Source organism: Pseudomonas sp. FP215 (assembly GCF_030687795.1).
Lineage (GTDB): Bacteria > Pseudomonadota > Gammaproteobacteria > Pseudomonadales > Pseudomonadaceae > Aquipseudomonas > Aquipseudomonas salmasensis.
The window spans coordinates 6138728-6157276 of the sequence record NZ_CP117447.1; the positions used below are offsets into that span (position 1 = coordinate 6138728).

Consider the following 18549-nt stretch of genomic DNA (forward strand, 5'->3'; position numbering starts at 1 on the left):
GGAATTTCTCCTGTTAGTGGGCGACGGCCGCAGCGCCGTGTTCGTCGATCAGCGCACCGTTGTGGAAACGGTCGATGGAAAAAGGCGCGGCCAGCGGGTGCATTTCACCCTTGGCCAGGCTGGCGGCAAACACGTTGCCTGAGCCTGGGGTGGCCTTGAAGCCGCCCGTACCCCAACCGCAGTTGAAGAACATGTTCGGCACTGGGGTCTTGGAAATGATCGGGCAGGCGTCCGGAGTGGTGTCGACGATGCCGCCCCACTGGCGGTTCATACGCACCCGTGACAGCACCGGGAACATCTCGACGATGGCCTGGATGGTGTGCTCGATCACCGGGTACGAGCCGCGCTGGCCGTAGCCGTTGTAGCCGTCGATACCGGCGCCGATCACCAGGTCGCCCTTGTCGGACTGGCTGATGTAGCCGTGCACGGCGTTGGACATGATCACGCTGTCGATAATCGGCTTGATCGGCTCCGACACCAGAGCTTGCAGCGGGTGGGATTCGATCGGCAGGCGAAAGCCCGCCAGCGAAGCCATGTGCCCGGAGTTACCGGCTGTGACCACACCGACGCGCTTGGCGCCGATAAAGCCCTTGTTGGTTTCCACACCGATGCACACGCCGTTTTCCTTGCGAAAACCGATCACTTCGGTCTGCTGGATCAAGTCCACGCCCAAGGCGTCGGCAGCGCGGGCAAAGCCCCAGGCCACGGCATCGTGACGGGCCACGCCGCCGCGCCGTTGCACGGTGGCACCGAGCACGGGGTAACGGGTGTTCTTGGAGCAATCCAGGTACGGGATTTCGTCGGCCACTTGCTGGGCATTCAGCAGTTCGCCGTCTACGCCGTTGAGGCGGTTGGCGCTCACACGGCGCTCGGAATCACGGATGTCCTGCAGGGTGTGGCACAGGTTGTACACGCCGCGCTGGGAGAACATCACGTTGTAGTTCAGGTCCTGGGACAAACCTTCCCAGAGTTTCATGGCGTGTTCGTACAGGTGCGCCGACTCGTCCCACAGGTAGTTGGAACGCACGATGGTGGTGTTGCGCGCGGTGTTACCGCCGCCCAGCCAGCCTTTTTCGACCACGGCCACGTTGGTGATGCCGTGCTCCTTGGCCAGGTAGTAGGCGGTCGCCAGACCATGCCCGCCACCGCCGACGATCACCACGTCATAGACCTTTTTAGGGGTCGGCGTGCGCCACATCTTCTGCCAGTTTTCGTGATGGCTGAGGGAGTGCTTGAAGAGGCCGAAGCCTGAGTAGCGTTGCATAGTCATTACTCCAAAACCGCGCTCAGCGATAAACCGGGAAATCAGCGCACAGGGCAGACACGTGCTTGGCCACGTTGGCCTCGACATCGGCGTCGCCGAGGTTGTCGAGGATGTCGCAGATCCAGCCGGCCAGCTCGACGCACTGCGGCACTTTGAAGCCACGGGTGGTCACCGCCGGGGTACCGATGCGCAGGCCCGAGGTCACGAACGGCGACTGCGGGTCATTTGGCACCGCGTTCTTGTTGACGGTGATGTGGGCGCGCCCCAGGGCGGCGTCCGCCTCTTTGCCGGTGAGGCCCTGGCGGATCAGGCTGACCAGGAACAGGTGGTTGTCGGTGCCGCCGGAGACCACGTCGTAGCCACGCTTGATGAACACTTCGGCCATGGCCTGGGCGTTATCGATCACTTGCTGCTGGTAAGCCTTGAAGCCGGGCTCCAGCGCTTCCTTGAAGCACACGGCCTTGCCAGCGATCACGTGCATCAGCGGGCCGCCCTGGGCGCCGGGGAATACCGCGGCGTTGAGTTTCTTTTCGATTTCTTCGTTGGCCTTGGCCAGGATCAGGCCGCCCCGTGGACCGCGCAGGGTCTTGTGGGTGGTGGTGGTGACCACGTCGGCGTAAGGCAGCGGGTTGGGGTACAGGCCGGCGGCGACCAGGCCGGCAACGTGGGCCATATCGACGAACAGCAGCGCGCCTACTTTGTCAGCGATCTGACGGAAGCGTGGGAAATCCAGGGTCTTGGAGTAGGCCGAGAAACCCGCCACAACCATCTTCGGCTTATGCTCGACCGCCAGGCGCTCGACTTCGTCGTAGTCGATCAAGCCGGTGTCGGTGTTGATGCCGTATTGCACCGCGTTGTACAGCTTGCCCGAGGACGACACTTTGGCGCCGTGGGTCAGGTGACCGCCGTGGGCCAGGCTCATGCCCAGAATGGTGTCGCCGGCATTGATCAGCGCCAGGTACACCGCGCTGTTGGCCGAGGAACCAGAGTGCGGCTGCACGTTGGCGTAATCGGCGCCGAACAGCTGCTTGGCGCGTTCAATGGCCAGGGCTTCGACCTTGTCCACATGCTCGCAGCCACCGTAGTAGCGCTTGCCCGGGTAGCCTTCGGCGTATTTGTTGGTGAGGCCGCTGCCTTGGGCTTCCATCACGCGCTTGCTGGTGTAGTTCTCCGACGCGATCAGCTCGATATGATCTTCCTGGCGCTGCTCCTCGGCATTCATCGCCGCCAGCAGTGCGTCGTCATATCCCTGGATCTGGTCTTGTTTGCTGAACATCGCGTCTCTCCCAGCCTTTCGTATTGTTGAGGCCCGTGCAGGGCCCTTTGATGCGATGGTAGGGCTGGCGCGTGCGGGCCAAATGCCTGCGCACGCCACGCAAAGGTGCGTTTACGACATGACTGAACGAATGATATTGGCAGGCCTCACAATTTGTAGGAGCGAGCTTGCTCGCGAAAAACTCATAGGCGCAGTGTTTATTCAGTAAGCACGCGTAATCGTTGACGTTTTTCGCGAGCAAGCTCGCTCCTACAGGAGGGTTAGGCGATGAGCGTGCGAAGGAGCTGCAGCAGGAGGAAGTGCAGCGGATAAAGGGCATAGGCCCAGCGGCGCATTGGCGGGGGCGCAACGCTGCGGGCATGTCGCAATAAGACCCACCCAGCCACGGGCGCAATCAGACATGCCGCCAACCCCAGCTGCGCCACGAGCGTGCCGCTATTGAGCAGAATCTGCCATTGATTGGCAGCAACACAAACCAAGCCTGGAAGCACACTGAAATACCAAGGGCGACTGAACACCAGCAACATCGCCAAGGGCAGCAACACGCCGAAAAAGCCGAACATCAGATGTGTCGCAAACACCGCCGCGATACTGAGTGCTATCAGCGCTAATCCTCGATCAAAAAGCGCCTGTTGCTGCCAACCTCGGGCAACCAGCAAGCCCAGCGCCAGGGTCGGCAACACGTTCAAGGTATCGACATCCTCGATAAATAGCCGATACGGCACCTCGCTGATCACGCTGAACAGCAGCAACCAACCCAGGTAGCGCCAATGGCCGGTCACCGGAGCATTGCGGACCCGATGCAAATTGGCCGCAATCGCCAGGCAAAACCACGGAAACGCCAAGCGCCCCGGCACGTATAGCCCATCCAGGCTCAGCCCCACATAGCGCAGGTGATCGAGCACCATGCTCAACAGCGCCAGCCACTTGAGCAGATCCAAAGCGCCATCTCGGACAGGTCCGACAGGCAGGGTTTGAGTACCGTGCATAATTCCCCAACGACTTTGCATTTACAGTGCGTGCGCGCCCCCGGCAATCTTGGGTAAAGTGCGCACCAACATCGACCACAGGAACGGGCCATGACCGACAAGAGCCAACAATTCGCCAGTGACAACTATTCCGGCATCTGCCCGGAAGCCTGGGCCGCCATGGAACAAGCCAACCAGGGCCATCAACGCGCCTACGGCGATGATGAATGGACCCACCGCGCCGCCGACGGTTTCCGCAATCTGTTCGAGACCGACTGCGAGGTGTTCTTCGCTTTCAACGGTACGGCCGCCAACTCCCTGGCGCTGTCCTCGTTGTGCCAGAGCTACCATAGCGTGATTTGCTCGGAAACCGCCCACGTCGAGACCGACGAATGCGGCGCGCCGGAGTTTTTCTCCAACGGCTCCAAACTGCTGGTTGCCCGCACCGAAAACGGCAAGTTGACCCCGGAGTCGATCCGCGAGATCGCCCTCAAGCGTCAGGACATCCACTACCCCAAGCCTCGCGTGGTCACCCTGACCCAAGCCACCGAAGTCGGCAGCGTGTACACCCCCGAAGAAATCCGCGCGATCAGCGCCACCTGCAAGGAGCTGGGCCTGAACCTGCACATGGACGGCGCACGCTTCGCCAATGCCTGTGCATTCCTGGGTTGCTCACCGGCCGACCTGACCTGGAAAGCCGGCGTGGATGTGCTGTGCTTTGGCGGCACCAAAAACGGCATGGCGGTGGGTGAAGCCATCCTGTTCTTCAATCACAAACTGGCTGAAGACTTTGATTACCGCTGCAAACAGGCCGGTCAGTTGGCGTCGAAAATGCGCTTCCTTTCTGCACCATGGGTAGGCCTGCTGGAAAATGGCGCCTGGCTCAAGCATGCACGCCACGCCAACCATTGCGCGCAATTGCTGAGCAGCCTGGTGGCGGATATTCCCGGCGTGGAATTGATGTTCCCGGTACAGGCCAACGGCGTGTTCCTGCAACTCTCGGAACCCGCAATTGCAGCGCTGACCGCCAAGGGCTGGCGCTTCTACACCTTCATCGGCAAAGGCGGTGCGCGCTTCATGTGTGCGTGGGATACCGAGGAAGAGCGTGTAAGGGAACTGGCCGCCGATATTCGGGAAGTCATGAACGCTTAACGTACGAATTCGGCCAGTCCGTACTGGCCGATCGCCGAGACTGTTTTTTGATATTTCTGACAGCAATACGGCTCGTTTTTATTGTCTAGCCTCTTGTTACCCGCAAGGAAAACGCAGCGATATCTGCCACCTTTCGGGTTTCACTGCCGGCCGAATAATCGGCGGCAAAGGTAAATCAATGGAGAGCTTAATCATGGAATATCAAAGCAATAGCAACACATTGCAAAGCGGCGGCAGCAGTAGCACCACGGTCATTGACTGGGATGAGTTCAGGAAACACGCCAAAATCGGGGATACCATTCAAGAGCCATCGCAAACCCTGACCATCTACGACAAAGTCTACGAACTGACAACCTCAGGCCAGCACTTTGTTGTTCATATCTACGCCCAATAAGCGTTAACACCTAAGGCTCGCGTCGCAGACTGCGACGCGACGCTGAAGAAGTTGATCGTTCACACGCTGCTCGTTCCCACGCTCCGCGTGGGAATGCCTCCCCGGACGCTCCGCGTCCACCCGAACTCAAGGATGAACACGTGGGTAGAAGCCGCTATGTCATCACCGAACCCGAAAAACCACACTTCCTTACCTGCACTGTCATGGAATGGCTCCCCCTCTTCACCCGCAACTATCTGGTGGACCATCTTCTGGATTGCTGGCGATATCAACAAAGCAACCACGCATTAAACTTGTTTGGTTACGTCATCCTGGAAAATCACTTGCACTTTATTGCTCAAGCGCCCGATCTGGGAAAGTGCGTCAGCCAATTCAAATCCTTCACCGCTCGCACCATCATTGACGACCTGCAAAGCAAAGGCGCGGAGCGGGTATTGCAGCGCCTGCGTTTCTGCAAGCGTGCACACAAGACAGATCGTGTTTATCAACTGTGGCAGGAAGGCTCACATGCGCAATTGATCTACAGCGAGGCTGTCATGCGCCAGAAGCTTGATTACATCCATCACAACCCCATAAAGCGAGGCTATGTGGACCTGGCTGAACACTGGCGTTACTCCAGCGCTCGCAACTATGCGGGTATGCCTGGCCTGATCGACATCCAACCGTGGCTCTGAAGATCCGGGTCACCCTTCACTTGCGACGGGACGCGGAGCGTCCTGGGCGGCGTTCCCAACGAGCAGATCAGAATTCGATGCGTACATCACCCTTCGGCACACTGCAGCACGACAGGATGTAGCCTTCGGCTTCGTCCTCTTCGGTAATCCCGCCGTTGTGCTCCATCTCCACTTCGCCGCCCAGCTTCATCACCTTGCATGTACCGCAGATGCCCATGCCGCAGGCCTTGGGGATCAGCAGGCCGAGCTTGGCGGCTGCGGCGTGCACGGTTTCCCCCGGCGCCACGCGAATGCTCTTGCCCGACGCGATAAATTCCACTTGGTGCAGGTCCGCCAGGTCGATCTCCGGCGCATCCGCCGCTTGCTCGGCCTGCTCCACCGCATCGGCACGGGCTTCCGGTGGCGTCGCGCCAAAGGATTCTTCGTGATAACGGGTCATGTCGAAACCGGCGACTTCCAGCAAACGCTTCACTGCGTTCATGTACGGCGTAGGGCCGCAGCAGAACACTTCACGCTCGAGGAAGTCCGGCACCATCAGCTCGAGCATCTTGTGGTTCAGATAGCCGCGATACCCGGCCCAGGGTTCGCCCAGGCCGTGTTTTTCGCAGATCAGGTGCAGGCTGAAGTTGTCGATCCGCGACGCCATGTGCTCCAGCTCGCGGTGATAGATGATGTCCTTGGGCGAGCGGGCGCTGTGGATAAAGGTCATGTCGACGTTGGCGTTGGTGTCGTAGAACCAGCGCGCCATGGACATCACCGGCGTGATCCCAACCCCACCGCTGAGGTACAGCACTTTAGGGCTTGGGAAGTCGATGGCATTGAACAGCCCGACCGGGCCGTGCACCGCCAACTCCTGGCCTTCGTGCAAGGTGTCGTGCAGCCAATTGGAAACCCGGCCACCCGGAACACGCTTGATGGTCACCGAAAAGCTGTAAGGCACCGACGGTGAGCTGGAAATCGTGTACGAGCGCATGATCGGCTGGCCTTCGATTTCCAGCTCCAGAGTGACGAATTGCCCCGGCTTGAAAAAGAACAGGATCGGCTGATCGGCCATAAAGCAGAAGGTGCGCACATCCCAGGTTTCCTGGATGACTTTGACGCAACGGACGATGTGCCGACCATTGGCCCAGGTCTGGGTGGTTACCGGATTCAGGAAATTATTGGACATGTTGTTCTCCACCGCCGACGTCGGCCTTATGGTGGCGATTCTGCGTAACGCGAGAACCACCCATTTACCTATCTGCGACATTCACATACTTACGGCGACCAGCCCCCAAAGACAGGGGCTTGCGCGTCGGGATCAGATTGGGCCATGTCGCCCATGGATAAGGTCCGACGTGACGCCGGGCCCACACTCGCTCCCAACAAAGACGCGTTCTTTACGCCTTGCACAGCACCAACCGTAGCCACTATTCGCCGGCCACACAGAATGGCCATGAGGACACACACGATGGACGTCACCGCAACCTTAAGCTTGGGCGATCCGCTGGAACCCGCACGCAAGGCCACCGCGCAAATGCTGCAAGAGCGCGAGCGCACTTTTTCGCTGCCGCAGCCGTTTTACTCTGATGAGCGGCTGTTCGATATCGACATGCAGGAGATCTTCCAGAAGGAGTGGTTAATCGCCGGCATGACCTGCGAAATCCCCACCAAGGGCAACTACCTGACCCTGCAAGTGGGCAAGAACCCGATCATCGTGATCCGGGGGGCCGACGGCGTGGTGCATGCGTTCCACAACGTCTGCCGCCATCGTGGCTCGCGCTTGTGCACCAGCGACAAGGGCAAGGTCGCCAAATTGGTCTGCCACTACCACCAGTGGACCTACGAGCTGGACGGCCGCCTGCTGTTCGCCGGCACCGAGATGGGCGCCGATTTCGACATGAAGCAGTACGGCCTCAAGCCGGTGAACGTAAAGACCGCTGGCGGCTACATCTTTATCAGCCTGGCCGAGAACCCACCGGCCATCGATGACTTCCTGTCGACGCTCAGCCATTACATGGAACCCTACGACATGGAGAACACCAAGGTGGCGATCCAGACCACCTTGTTCGAAAAAGCCAACTGGAAGCTGGTGCTGGAAAACAACCGCGAGTGCTACCACTGCAACGCGTCACACCCCGAACTGCTGAAAACCCTGCTGGAGTGGGACGACGTCACCGACCCACGCGCCGACCAAGCGTTCAAGGACCACGTGGCCGCTTCTGCCGCCGCCTGGGATGCCGAAAAAATCCCTTACGCCCACGCCAGCTTCGGCCTGCGTAACCGCATCGTGCGCATGCCGCTGCTCAAGGGCACCGTGTCGATGACCCTGGATGGCAAGCAAGGCTGCGCCAAGCTTATGGGCCGCATCAAGAACCCGGACCTGGGCTCGATGCGCATCCTGCACCTGCCCCACTCCTGGAACCACTGCATGGGCGACCACATCATTGTGTTCACCGTGTGGCCCATCAGCGCCCAGGAAACCATGGTCACCACCAAGTGGATCGTGCACAAGGACGCCGTGGAAGGCGTGGACTACGACGTGGAGCGCATGCGCCAGGTGTGGGACGCCACCAACGACCAGGACCGTCGCCTGGCCGAAGAGAACCAACGTGGCATCAACTCCACCGCTTACCAGCCTGGCCCTTACTCCAAGACCTATGAGTTTGGCGTGGTGAATTTTGTGGATTGGTACAGCGAGCGCATGTTGAGCAACCTGGGCGCTGCTCCGGCGCCGTACCTCAAAGGTGTGGCAGCACACGAATAACTGACACCTATGGATCACACTGTAGGAGCGAGCTTGCTCGCGAAAAACTCACAGGCACCGTGTTTATCCAGGAAGCACGCGTTATCGTTGACGTTTTTCGCGAGCAAGAACTAGGCGTCCCCCTCGCTCCTACAAGCCGTTAGCGCCCTGCCCTACAGCCTTTACCCAACAACTTATCCACAAAGCCACCCACAGCAATTGTGGGCAAGTACGCCGTGCACGCAAATTAAATCAAGAAAATCCGTGACTTATTTAAACTTGCGGGTTTTATCTTAAGCTGTTCATTTATTGATCAAACCTACAAGAGCCTTGTTTGGCGTGGCTTTCAGCGGTAAGCGAACACCTTATCCACAGATGCACCAACAGACTTTGGGGGCAACTTTATCCGGGTTGTGGAAAAGCCTGGGAAACCCTCATAAATCGGGGATGTGCCGCAGTTAAAAACGCGAAAAAGTTAGATTTGATCAATTATTAACCAATCCTGCGAAAGCCACGTTTCATAAGGCCTGTAGCGGATAGCGAACATCTTATCCACAAAAGCGCCAACAGACTTTGGGGGCAAGTCGAGGCATTGAGCCGATGAAAACCCGAGCAAAAACCGAGAGTTAGGCTGGTTAGTTTTCGTACAAAGGGCTGGAGAGCTTGATACGCCGGGCTTGTGGACAACCGCGAACAGGTTATCCACAGGCGGATCAACAGGCCTTGTGGGTAAGCCAGCTCCCACAAGGTTTGGTGGTGGTCAGGTATCAGCGTACGACACCCTCTTCTACAAGAAGCTTGAGAATCGCCTGCGCGCCTTCTTCGGCGCTGACGCCCTTGAGCACCTGCCCCCCACCACCACTGGCCTTGGCCGTGGCAGCCTTCATCCGATCGGCGCCGCTCTTGGCCTTGATCACCTTGAGGCGCTTGGGCCGTGGCTTGGCCGGTTGCAGCAGTGCGCCTGTGAATAACTCATCCTGTTCAATCTCGACGTCATGGGCCGCCAGCTCACCCCGTTGCGCCGGGCCGTAGGCGCTCTGGCGTGGCTTGGGCGCCGCGTTATCCACAGTGGCAAGAAACGGCAGGCGCACCTTCAAGCGCCGCCGCTGGCCGCGAGGCAACGCCTGCAGCACCAGGGCTACGCCGGCGTCGATGGACTCCACCTGCGCCAGCCCCACAATCAGCGGCCAGCCCAATTGTTCGGCCAACAGGAACGGCAGCATCCCCGAACCTTCGCCGGTTTCTGCCTGGCTTCCGGTCAGGACCACTTGGGCACCGGCGTCGCGCAGATACTCGCTGAGCACCGGCAACGCATCGGCGCCGGCCGGCTGTTCGAGTACCTGCAGTTGCGGCAGGCCCATGCCCAGGTAGCTACGCAGGGTCGGCTCGCTGACATCACCCGCGTGCAGCACCTGCAACTTATCCCCAGCCAGTTGCAGCCCCAGCTCGACCGCGCGCGCGTCCTGCTCGGCGCGCCGTGGTCGTCCGGAAGTGGGGTGAGCGCCGATGGACACCAGGCTGAATACAGTGTTCGTCATGGTCATATCCTCAGGCTGCATCGCGCTTGGCGCCGTTGCGGTAGGTTTCGACCGCTGCGATCAAAGCGTTGAGTATCGCGGCGCTTTCGCCAATCACCGACAGGTCGGCACGCTTGATCATGTCGCAACCCGGGTCGAGGTTGATTGCCACCACCTTGTCGCAGGCACCAATGCCTTGCAGGTGCTGGATCGCCCCGGAAATCCCGACGGCCACGTACACCCGCGCAGTGACCCAGGTACCGCTGGCGCCGACCTGGCGATCACGCGCCATGAAGCCATCGTCCACTGCTACCCGCGAGGCGCCTTCGGTGGCGCCCAGGGCCGCGGCGGTCTGGTGGAACAGCGCCCAGTCCTTCACGCCGTTGCCACCGGAGAAAATGAACTCGGCCTCGGCCATTGGAATCGCTGCCGGGTCGACCGCCACCGCACCGAGGTCTTCGATACGCGGCAAACTGCGCGCCAGGCTTGTGGATAACTCCACGGGCAAGACTTCGTGGCGGGTCTCGCTGACCGGATCGGCACATTCGGCGGCGGCGAGGATCAGACGGGGCAACGGTCGCGCCAGGTCTTCCTGGCCGGCACCGGCGCGGCCGATGCATTCCTCGCCCTTGATCTGCCACACCCGCGTTGCCGGGCGTTCCTTGAGGCTGGCGGCAAAACGTCGCCCCAGTTCGCCTCCCCCGCTGCGGCTGTCTGGCAGCAGCCAGTGGCGCGGGCTGAATTGGTTATCCACAGCACGCAAACCCTGCACGCGTTGCTCCGGTGCATAACCTTCGAATTCATGCCCCTCCAGCACCAGCAGTCGGTCGACGCCGGCGGTGGCAAAGGCGCTTTCCTTGTGTTCACCGAACACCACCGCCAACACCGCGCCGTCAATGCCGGCCAACTGGCGCGCCAGGCCAAGCAGGTCGCGGTCGTGGCTGCTCAGGCGGCCGCCGACCATGTCCGGCACCACGTTGATATAGAACGCCGGGGCCGGCACCTGATGCAGCGGCAATTGCACTTCCACTGCTGCGGTACGCTTGGCCGCACCGCCCTGCTGGGCACCGCTGCGGTCGATGCGCTTGATGCCGTTGGGGCCGATAAAACCGACACCATGCACGTTTTTGCGAATGACGCCGTTGGGCCCCATCCAGCTGTGTTGCAGCGGCTGCATCGCCGCGTGCAACGGGTGCAGGCGGTTACGGGCGATCCATTCGGCCCGTGGGTCGCGGCGGATAATGTCGCTCATCAGTGCACCTCCGCAGGTTCACGCTTGAGGGGGGCTTTGGCTGGCGCGGCGTCTTCAAGCAACGCGTCGGCGACCAGCTCGGCGATGTCTTTGATCAACGGGCGTGGTTCGACCACGCCTTCCAGCATCGCGGTGCATTGCGGGCAACCCACGGCCACCAGTTCGGCACCGGTTTCGCGGATGTCGTCCATGCGCATATCGGGAATACGTTGCTTACCGGGAATGTCGGTGATCGGCGCGCCGCCGCCGCCACCGCAGCAGCGTGAACGGAAGCCCGAGCGTTGCATTTCCTTGACCTCGATACCCAACGCCCGCAGCACTTGGCGTGGCGCCTCGTATTCACCGTTGTAGCGGCCCAGGTAGCACGGGTCGTGGTAGGTCACGCTGTTGCCTTTGTGCTGGCCCAGGTTCAGCGCGCCCTCGCCAATCAGCTCGGCCATGAAGGTGCTGTGGTGCTGCACCCGGTAGTTGCCGTTGAAGGCACCGTATTCGTTTTTCAGCACATGGAAACTGTGTGGGTCGCAGGTGACGATGCGCTTGAAGCTGTACTTGGCCAGGGTCTGGATATTGCGCGTGGCCAGCAGCTGGAAGGTCGCTTCATCGCCGAGGCGCCGCGCCACGTCACCGCTGTCGCGTTCTTCCAGGCCAAGCACGGCGAAGTCCACCTGGGCAGCCTTGAGCACTTTGACGAACGCGCGCAGGGTGCGTTGGTTACGCATGTCGAAGGCGCCGTCGCCGACCCAGAACAGTACATCGCAACTGCCATTGTCGCTGAGCAACGGCAGGTTCAGGTCTGCTGCCCAGTTCAGACGACCACCGGGAGCGAAACCGCCAGGGTTGTCGGTGGCGATCAGGTTTTCCAGGACTTCGGCGCCCTTGTTCGGCGTGGCGCCTTTTTCCAGGGTGAGATGGCGACGCATGTCGACGATGGCGTCCACGTGCTCGATCATCATCGGGCACTCTTCCACGCAGGCGCGGCAGGTGGTGCACGACCACAGGGTCTCGGCGTCCACCAGGCCGTTGACGATCGGCTGGTGCGGATTGCCGCCGTGTTCGCCCACCGGTTTGCCGGGGTACGGGCTGCCGGCGAACTTGGCATCGGTGCCACCGGCCAGGCCGACCACCATGTCCTGGATGAGTTTTTTCGGGTTCAGTGGCTGGCCGGCGGCAAACGCCGGGCACGCCGCTTCGCACTTGCCGCACTGCACGCAGGCGTCAAAGCCGAGCAGTTGGTTCCAAGTGAAGTCCTTGGGTTTTTCCACGCCCAGCGGCGCGGTTTTATCGCTCAGGTCCAACGGTTTCAAACCGGTGGAGCGGCCACCGCCAAAGCGTTCGGCGCGGCGGTGCCAGGCCAGGTGCAGGGCACCTGCGAAGGCGTGTTTCATCGGCCCGCCCCAGGTCATGCCGAAGAACATTTCGGACACGCCCCACAACACGCCCACGCTCAGCAATGCCGCAAGCAACCAGCCGCCGAAGTCGGCGGGCAGAATCCCGGCCACCGGCAAGGTCACCAGGAAGAAGCTCACCGAGAAGGCCATCAGGCTTTTGGGCAGGCGCATCCACGGGCCTTTGGACAGGCGCGCAGGCGGATTGCGGCGGCGCAGGTACATGAAGATCGCGCCGACAAACATCAATGTCGACGCCAGCAGCAGTGCATAGCCAAGAATGCGGCTCTGCAGGCCGAAACCGTGCACCGCAATCGCCAGCAGCGCCGACAGCACAAAGCCCAGCGCCGTCGCAACGTGGGTGTTGGCGATGTATTTGTCACGGGCGACCACGTGGTGCAGGTCGACCATGTAGCGCTTGGGCATGGCCAACAGGCCACCCAGCAGGTCGACTTTGGATGCGCGGCCACGGCGCCACATGTTCACCCGGCGCAGGGCGCCGAGGACGGCGAGGCCCAGGGCGGCAAAGAGCAGGATGGGAAGAAGGGTATTCAGCATGGTGAAGCTCCCACTAAGATCGTTCCCACGCTCTGCGTGGGCATGCATCCTGTGACGCTCTGCGTCACGACCTTAAAAGCAGACGCGGAGCGTCCAGGGCGGCATTCCCACGCAGAGCGTGGGAACGATCAGGTGCGTCAGAAATCCTTGCACAAGCGCAGGGCGTCATAGATGGCGGCGTGGGTATTGCGCTGGGCCACACAGTCACCAATGCGGAACAGCAAGTACCCCTCGCCCGCTTCGCTCAAGCAGGGCTGCGGCTTGATCGCAAACAAGGCTTCAACGTCGATCTGGCCCTTGTTGCGTGAGCCTTCCTTGAGCCCGTAGTAAATGGCCTCGTCGGGACGCACGCCGTTCTCCACCACCACCTGGTCGACCACCCGCTCCTCTTTGGCGCCGGTGTATTCGTTCTCCAGCACAGCCACCAGCTTGTCGCCCTCGCGGTAGACCTTTTCCAGCATCATGTCGCCGGTCATAATCACTTCCTTGGGGTACATGCTGCGGTAGTACGTGGGGAACGACGTACCGCCAATCGCCACGCCCGGCTTGATGTCGTCGGTGACGATTTCCACCTGGCTGCCTTTGTCGGCCAGGAAGTCGGCCACCGACATGCCGGTGAATTCACAGATGGTGTCGTACACCAGCACGTTCTTGCCCGGCGCCACCTTGCCGTCGAGCACGTCCCAACTGCTCACCACCAAGCCTTCGGCGGCGCCCCAGTGTTCGTTCTGCTCGATGAACGGATGACCGCCCACCGCCAGCACCACCACATCCGGACGCACGTCCAGGATGGTCTCGGCATCGGCTGCAACACCCAGGCGCAGGTCAACTTTCAAGCGCGCCAGTTCCAGTTGATACCAACGGGTGATACCGGCGATCTGGTCACGCTGCGGCGCTTTCGACGCGGTGGTGATTTGCCCGCCGATAAACTCCTTTTTCTCGAACAGCGTCACGTCGTGGCCACGTTCAGCCGCCACGCGCGCGGCTTCCATCCCGGCCGGGCCGGCGCCCACCACAACCACCTTGCGCTTGGGCCCGGTGGACTTCTCGATGATGTGCGGCACGCCCATGTATTCACGGGAGGTCGCGGCGTTCTGGATGCACAGCACATCCAGGCCCTGGTACTGGCGGTCGATGCAGTAGTTGGCGCCCACGCACTGCTTGATCTGGTCGATCTGGCCCATCTTGATCTTGGCGATCAGGTGCGGGTCGGCGATGTGCGCACGGGTCATACCGACCATGTCCACATAGCCGCCTTCCAGAATGCGCGTGGCCTGGTTCGGGTCCTTGATGTTCTGCGCGTGCAGCACCGGGACCTTGACCACTTCCTTGATGCCGGCCGCCAAGTGCAGGAACGGCTCCGGCGGGTAGCTCATGTTCGGGATGACGTTGGCCAGGGTGTTGTGGGTGTCGCAACCCGAGCCCACCACACCGATGAAATCGAGCATGCCAGTGTCGTCGTAGTACTTGGCGATTTGCTTCATGTCCTCGTGGGACAAGCCGTCCGGGTGGAACTCGTCACCGCACAGGCGCATGCCCACGCAGAAGTCGTCACCCACTTCGGCACGTACGGCCTTCAACACTTCCAGGCCGAACTTCATGCGGCCCTCGAAAGTGCCGCCCCATTCGTCGGTACGCTTGTTGACCCGCGGGCTCCAGAACTGGTCGATCATGTGCTGGTGCACCGCCGACAATTCCACCCCGTCCAGGCCCCCGGCCTTGGCCCGGCGCGCAGCTTGGGCATAGTTGCCGATCACGCGCCAGATCTCTTCCGGCTCGATGGTCTTGCAGGTGGCACGGTGCACCGGCTCACGCACGCCGGACGGCGACATCAGGGTTGGCCAGTTGAAGCCGTCCCAACGCGAGCGACGGCCCATGTGGGTAATCTGGATCATGATCTTGGCGCCATGCTTGTGCATGGCATCGGCCAAATTCTGGAAGTGCGGGATGATGCGGTCGGTGGACAAGTTTACCGACGCCCACCACTCCTGCGGGCTGTCGATGGCCACCACCGAGGAGCCGCCGCAGATTGCCAGGCCAATACCGCCCTTGGCTTTCTCTTCGTAGTACTTCACATAGCGGTCGGTGGTCATGCCGCCGTCGGTGGCATACACCTCGGCATGCGCAGTGCTGAGCACGCGGTTGCGGATGGTCAGTTTGCCGATCTGGATCGGCTGGAACATTGCTTCGAAAGCCATGGCACGGTCCTCGGCTTACAACGGTTTGACGGTGAACAGACCATCGTCGTGGCCCTCTTCGGAGCCTCCGTAGACTTGTTCGGCGACAGTGCGGATCTTGCTGCCACGGGCCTCAAGAATCTGGTCCATGGCGCCGGCAAACCAGCCGGTGAACATGTAGTCCACCTTGCGGCCGACCTTGCCGTACACATAGACGAATGCCGAGTGTTCCAGCTTGACGCTGGCGGTACCTTTATCCAGGTCGATGTCCTGGATCTTGAACAGGCCCCAGCCGCGTTGCGACAAACGTTTCATGTAATGCTCGAACACCGCGACGCCTTCCAGGCCATGGCATTCAGCTTCTTTTTCACACCAGTGCCAGGCGGATTTGTAGCCGGCCTTGTAGAGGATCTCGGCGTAGGCGTTAGCGCCCAGCACTTCTTCGATACCCATGTGGTTGTTGACGAAGAAATGGCGTGGCACGTACAGCATCGGCAGGGCGTCGGAGGTCCAGACACCGGTTTCGCTGTCGACTTCGATAGGCAATTGCGGGGCGATCTTGGCCATGGAAACTTAACTCCAGAAAATTCGTTTTGATGCCCGCCGCGCGGATGGCGGCGGGTGAAGGATTAAGCGAGCAGTGGCTTATTCGCCCCAGACGTCCTTGAGCACGTTGACCCAGTTCTCGCCCATGATCTTGCGCACCACGCGCTCGCTGTGGCCGCGCTTGAGCAGGGTCTCGGTGAGGTTGGGGAACTCACCCACGGTGCGGATGCCCAGCGGGTTGATGATCTTGCCGAAGCTGGTCAGGCGGCGGGCGTAACCCTTGTCATGGGTGAGCATTTCGAAGAAATCCTGGCCATGGCCCTGGGTGAAGTCGGTGCCGATGCCGATGGCGTCTTCGCCGACGATGTTCATGGTGTATTCGATGGCTTCGGCGTAGTCGTCGATGGTCGAGTCGATGCCCTTGGCCAAAAACGGCGCGAACATGGTCACGCCGACAAAACCGCCATGGTCGGCGATGAACTTCAGCTCTTCATCGGACTTGTTGCGCGGGTGCTCTTTAAGCCCGGACGGCAGGCAGTGGGAGTAGCACACCGGCTTTTTCGATTCGAGGATGACCTCTTCGCTGGTCTTGGAGCCGACATGGGACAGGTCGCACATGATGCCGACGCGGTTCATCTCGCCGACGATCTCACGCCCGAAACCCGACAGGCCGCCATCGCGTTCGTAGCAACCGGTGCCCACCAGGTTCTGGGTGTTGTAGCACATCTGCACCACGCCAACGCCGAGCTGCTTGAAGATCTCGACATAGCCGAGTTGGTCCTCAAACGCATGGGCATTCTGGAAGCCGAAGATGATGCCGGTCTTGCCCTGCTCCTTGGCGCGACGGATGTCGGCGGTGGTTTTCACCGGGATCACCAGGTCGCTGTTTTCCCGGATCAGGGTCTGGCTGGCAACGATGTTATTGATCGTGGCCTGGAAGCCTTCCCACACCGACACCGTGCAATTGGCGGCGGTGAGGCCACCTTTGCGCATGTCTTCGAACAGGTCGCGGTTCCACTTGGCAATAATCAGACCGTCGATAACGATGCTGTCGGCGTGCAACTCGGCTGGGCTCATCAGGCGTCCCCTTATTGGCGATTCATGCGCCGAATCGTCTGCCGGCGCTTTGGGGCCAGCATATGCCCAGGCACCGACGGAGCCGGGTGCAAAAACGACAGGGGAATTGCCGAAAGCGTCAATCCGCGACAAAGGCTGCGAAGACAGGCCCCACGGTCGGCTGTTCTTTGTCTTACGCTTGAGCCAGAATTCCTCATCACCTGATATGAGACGGCGCAATGAAATCGATTTTCCTGGCTTTGGCACTCATCGCAACCACCGCCCACGCGGCCGAAGACCCCGACAGCACGCCGTGCGACGGTATCGAGAACGACCAGCAAACCCTGGAATGCGCCACCTACAACAAAACCACCGCCGAGCAATTGCTCAAGGATAACTATCAGGGGTTGCTGGAGCGCATGGGTTCGACCTACGGCAGCGACAAGACCAAACTGGCGGACATTACCGCCCGTCTGAAGGATGCCCAGCAAAAATGGGAAAAACTGCGCGACGCCGATTGTGCAGTGGACACCTTCCCGGCGGTAACCGGCACCAAGGCCTATGCCATTGCGCACAACGACTGCCTGGCGCGGATGAGTGATGAGCGGTCGGAGTTTTTGGAGTCGATTGGGCAGGAATAAGCGACAATCGCGCCACCTTCTATTTTGATCAAGGCTACTCATGACTCTCTGCGGCATCGAAATCAAAGGCAGCGAAGCCATCATCGCCGTCGCCTCCCTGGACAACCAGGCGCTGACCCACGTCTCCCTGGCCACCAAGAAAATCGCCCTCGACGATGACGATGAAGCGGCCAACGTAAAAGCCTTCGCCGCCCAGGTGAAGGCGTTCGTGCAGGCGAACGCCATTACCCGTATCGCGATCAAGAAACGCAGCAAAAAAGGTGAATTCGCCGGTGGCCCGACGACGTTCAAGATTGAAGGGGTGTTTCAATTGCTGGAGGGGGTTGAGGTGACGCTGCTGTCGCCGCAGACCATCAATGCGCAATACAAAAAGCACACCTTTGATCTGCCAGCGACGCTCAACAAGTATCAGCACGAGGCCTATAAGACCGCGTGCTCATGTCTGATGAAGAAATAACCGCACATCAGCTTTTGACGCAGTGCTCCAAGCCGTGCCCGCCGCCTTCGTATTCAGGGCCGTAATAGTATTTAACGAAGGAGACTTTGCCTTCCGGGGTCGGTGTCACTTGCGCCACGCCCACGCCAAAGTCCTTCAAGGCCGGATCGGTGTGAGCGAAGTAGATACCCAGGGTATCGGCAGTCCCGGCGGCCATGCCTTCATAGTGGGACTTGTCTTCCAGGGTCAAAGTGAAGGTGTAAGCCGCATATTTGCCAGTGCTTTGCTTGGCGTCGAGCTTCATTTCGACAACGCCTTTGAAGTTGCCGATATGTTTGTCCTGGCCAGTGCATGCATAACGGCCGCTGTAATCGGCGCCGGTGAACGGCGCTGGCGCCTGGGCGGCCCACACTGGGGTGGACGCAAGTGCAATCAGAGTGACTAGTTTTTTCAGCATGCCAACCTCTTATGGTTACGTAAGGAACCCTTTGGACGTTAGCAGTCCGTTTCCAGTAATCGCTCGCAGCC

The 18549-nt window shown here is 60.5% G+C and carries 17 protein-coding genes; 6 read left to right on the forward strand and 11 right to left on the reverse strand.

All coding sequences use genetic code 11. The features are described 5' to 3' along the window. Window positions 1-13: 13 nt before the first annotated feature. The 3 genes from PSH76_RS27910 to PSH76_RS27920 form a co-directional block, all read right to left on the reverse strand. A complete protein-coding gene (locus tag PSH76_RS27910; RefSeq protein WP_003176546.1) occupies window positions 14-1264 on the reverse strand; it encodes a sarcosine oxidase subunit beta in 1251 nt (416 codons plus the stop codon). A gap of 22 nt (window positions 1265-1286) precedes the next feature. Next, on the reverse strand, window positions 1287-2540 hold the full coding sequence (glyA, locus tag PSH76_RS27915; RefSeq protein ID WP_003194857.1) for a serine hydroxymethyltransferase: 1254 nt from the start codon (window positions 2538-2540) through the stop codon (window positions 1287-1289). Window positions 2541-2800: 260 nt separating this feature from the next. Further along, window positions 2801-3529 (reverse strand): TraX family protein, encoded by a 729-nt coding sequence (locus PSH76_RS27920; RefSeq protein WP_032894952.1) that lies wholly within the window; start codon window positions 3527-3529, stop codon window positions 2801-2803. A 90-nt stretch (window positions 3530-3619) separates the two neighbouring features. Between PSH76_RS27920 and PSH76_RS27925 the strand changes: the two genes are divergently transcribed. The 3 genes from PSH76_RS27925 to PSH76_RS27935 all read left to right on the forward strand — a co-directional run bounded on the left by PSH76_RS27925 (window position 3620) and on the right by PSH76_RS27935 (window position 5728). Beyond that, window positions 3620-4660, forward strand: coding sequence for a low specificity L-threonine aldolase (locus PSH76_RS27925; RefSeq protein WP_032894950.1), 1041 nt, complete (start codon window positions 3620-3622; stop codon window positions 4658-4660). 193 nt (window positions 4661-4853) lie between these two features. Then, on the forward strand, window positions 4854-5054 hold the full coding sequence (locus tag PSH76_RS27930) for a hypothetical protein (protein ID WP_138762869.1): 201 nt from the start codon (window positions 4854-4856) through the stop codon (window positions 5052-5054). A gap of 140 nt (window positions 5055-5194) precedes the next feature. Beyond that, window positions 5195-5728, forward strand: a complete 534-nt coding sequence (locus PSH76_RS27935; protein ID WP_138762870.1) for a transposase — start codon at window positions 5195-5197, stop codon at window positions 5726-5728. A 67-nt stretch (window positions 5729-5795) separates the two neighbouring features. On the opposite strand, the gene gbcB is transcribed toward PSH76_RS27935, so the two are convergent. After that, a complete protein-coding gene (gbcB, locus tag PSH76_RS27940; RefSeq protein WP_014720237.1) occupies window positions 5796-6896 on the reverse strand; it encodes a glycine-betaine demethylase subunit GbcB in 1101 nt (366 codons plus the stop codon). A 282-nt stretch (window positions 6897-7178) separates the two neighbouring features. Here gbcB and gbcA point away from each other — a divergent pair, with 282 nt between their 5' ends. Beyond that, window positions 7179-8474, forward strand: coding sequence for a glycine-betaine demethylase subunit GbcA (gbcA, locus tag PSH76_RS27945; RefSeq protein ID WP_032894948.1), 1296 nt, complete (start codon window positions 7179-7181; stop codon window positions 8472-8474). A gap of 746 nt (window positions 8475-9220) precedes the next feature. Here gbcA and PSH76_RS27950 read toward each other — a convergent pair. The 6 genes from PSH76_RS27950 to PSH76_RS27975 all read right to left on the reverse strand — a co-directional run bounded on the left by PSH76_RS27950 (window position 9221) and on the right by PSH76_RS27975 (window position 16965). Beyond that, a complete protein-coding gene (locus PSH76_RS27950) occupies window positions 9221-9997 on the reverse strand; it encodes an electron transfer flavoprotein subunit beta (RefSeq protein ID WP_164545343.1) in 777 nt (258 codons plus the stop codon). A 4-nt stretch (window positions 9998-10001) separates the two neighbouring features. Continuing rightward, a complete protein-coding gene (locus tag PSH76_RS27955; protein ID WP_305493269.1) occupies window positions 10002-11222 on the reverse strand; it encodes an electron transfer flavoprotein subunit alpha/FixB family protein in 1221 nt (406 codons plus the stop codon). Next, window positions 11222-13165: a dimethylglycine demethylation protein DgcB gene (dgcB, locus tag PSH76_RS27960; protein ID WP_305493270.1), complete on the reverse strand. Its 1944-nt coding sequence runs from the start codon at window positions 13163-13165 to the stop codon at window positions 11222-11224. The genes PSH76_RS27955 and dgcB overlap by 1 nt, the downstream gene beginning before the upstream one ends. A 137-nt stretch (window positions 13166-13302) precedes the next feature. After that, entirely contained in the window at window positions 13303-15363 is a 2061-nt protein-coding gene (gene dgcA, locus PSH76_RS27965) for a dimethylglycine demethylation protein DgcA (RefSeq protein ID WP_032894946.1), read from the reverse strand. A 15-nt stretch (window positions 15364-15378) separates the two neighbouring features. Beyond that, window positions 15379-15909: a DUF5943 domain-containing protein gene (locus PSH76_RS27970; RefSeq protein WP_305493271.1), complete on the reverse strand. Its 531-nt coding sequence runs from the start codon at window positions 15907-15909 to the stop codon at window positions 15379-15381. A gap of 78 nt (window positions 15910-15987) precedes the next feature. Then, the gene (locus PSH76_RS27975; protein ID WP_014720245.1) at window positions 15988-16965 is read right to left on the reverse strand and encodes a dipeptidase; all 978 of its coding nucleotides are present in this window, start codon (window positions 16963-16965) and stop codon (window positions 15988-15990) included. A 218-nt stretch (window positions 16966-17183) separates the two neighbouring features. Between PSH76_RS27975 and PSH76_RS27980 the strand changes: the two genes are divergently transcribed. Next, complete coding sequence (locus PSH76_RS27980) at window positions 17184-17585, forward strand: lysozyme inhibitor LprI family protein (protein WP_044271826.1); 402 nt, start codon at window positions 17184-17186, stop codon at window positions 17583-17585. A 40-nt stretch (window positions 17586-17625) separates the two neighbouring features. Further along, window positions 17626-18042, forward strand: a complete 417-nt coding sequence (locus PSH76_RS27985; RefSeq protein ID WP_305493272.1) for a DUF3010 family protein — start codon at window positions 17626-17628, stop codon at window positions 18040-18042. Between the two features lie 7 nt (window positions 18043-18049). On the opposite strand, the gene PSH76_RS27990 is transcribed toward PSH76_RS27985, so the two are convergent. Beyond that, window positions 18050-18478 (reverse strand): hypothetical protein, encoded by a 429-nt coding sequence (locus PSH76_RS27990; RefSeq protein WP_305493273.1) that lies wholly within the window; start codon window positions 18476-18478, stop codon window positions 18050-18052. Between the last annotated feature and the right edge of the window lie 71 nt (window positions 18479-18549).

Coding starts and splice junctions, on each gene's coding strand:
- PSH76_RS27980 (WP_044271826.1), top strand. CDS start 17,184: ATGAAATCGATTTTCCTGGCTTTGGCACTCATCGCAACCACCGCCCAC.
- dgcA (WP_032894946.1), bottom strand. CDS start 15,363: ATGGCTTTCGAAGCAATGTTCCAGCCGATCCAGATCGGCAAACTGACC.
- PSH76_RS27955 (WP_305493269.1), bottom strand. CDS start 11,222: ATGAGCGACATTATCCGCCGCGACCCACGGGCCGAATGGATCGCCCGT.
- PSH76_RS27975 (WP_014720245.1), bottom strand. CDS start 16,965: ATGAGCCCAGCCGAGTTGCACGCCGACAGCATCGTTATCGACGGTCTG.
- PSH76_RS27910 (WP_003176546.1), bottom strand. CDS start 1,264: ATGCAACGCTACTCAGGCTTCGGCCTCTTCAAGCACTCCCTCAGCCAT.
- glyA (WP_003194857.1), bottom strand. CDS start 2,540: ATGTTCAGCAAACAAGACCAGATCCAGGGATATGACGACGCACTGCTG.
- gbcB (WP_014720237.1), bottom strand. CDS start 6,896: ATGTCCAATAATTTCCTGAATCCGGTAACCACCCAGACCTGGGCCAAT.
- PSH76_RS27950 (WP_164545343.1), bottom strand. CDS start 9,997: ATGACCATGACGAACACTGTATTCAGCCTGGTGTCCATCGGCGCTCAC.
- PSH76_RS27985 (WP_305493272.1), top strand. CDS start 17,626: ATGACTCTCTGCGGCATCGAAATCAAAGGCAGCGAAGCCATCATCGCC.
- PSH76_RS27990 (WP_305493273.1), bottom strand. CDS start 18,478: ATGCTGAAAAAACTAGTCACTCTGATTGCACTTGCGTCCACCCCAGTG.
- PSH76_RS27920 (WP_032894952.1), bottom strand. CDS start 3,529: ATGCACGGTACTCAAACCCTGCCTGTCGGACCTGTCCGAGATGGCGCT.
- PSH76_RS27925 (WP_032894950.1), top strand. CDS start 3,620: ATGACCGACAAGAGCCAACAATTCGCCAGTGACAACTATTCCGGCATC.
- PSH76_RS27930 (WP_138762869.1), top strand. CDS start 4,854: ATGGAATATCAAAGCAATAGCAACACATTGCAAAGCGGCGGCAGCAGT.
- dgcB (WP_305493270.1), bottom strand. CDS start 13,165: ATGCTGAATACCCTTCTTCCCATCCTGCTCTTTGCCGCCCTGGGCCTC.
- PSH76_RS27970 (WP_305493271.1), bottom strand. CDS start 15,909: ATGGCCAAGATCGCCCCGCAATTGCCTATCGAAGTCGACAGCGAAACC.
- gbcA (WP_032894948.1), top strand. CDS start 7,179: ATGGACGTCACCGCAACCTTAAGCTTGGGCGATCCGCTGGAACCCGCA.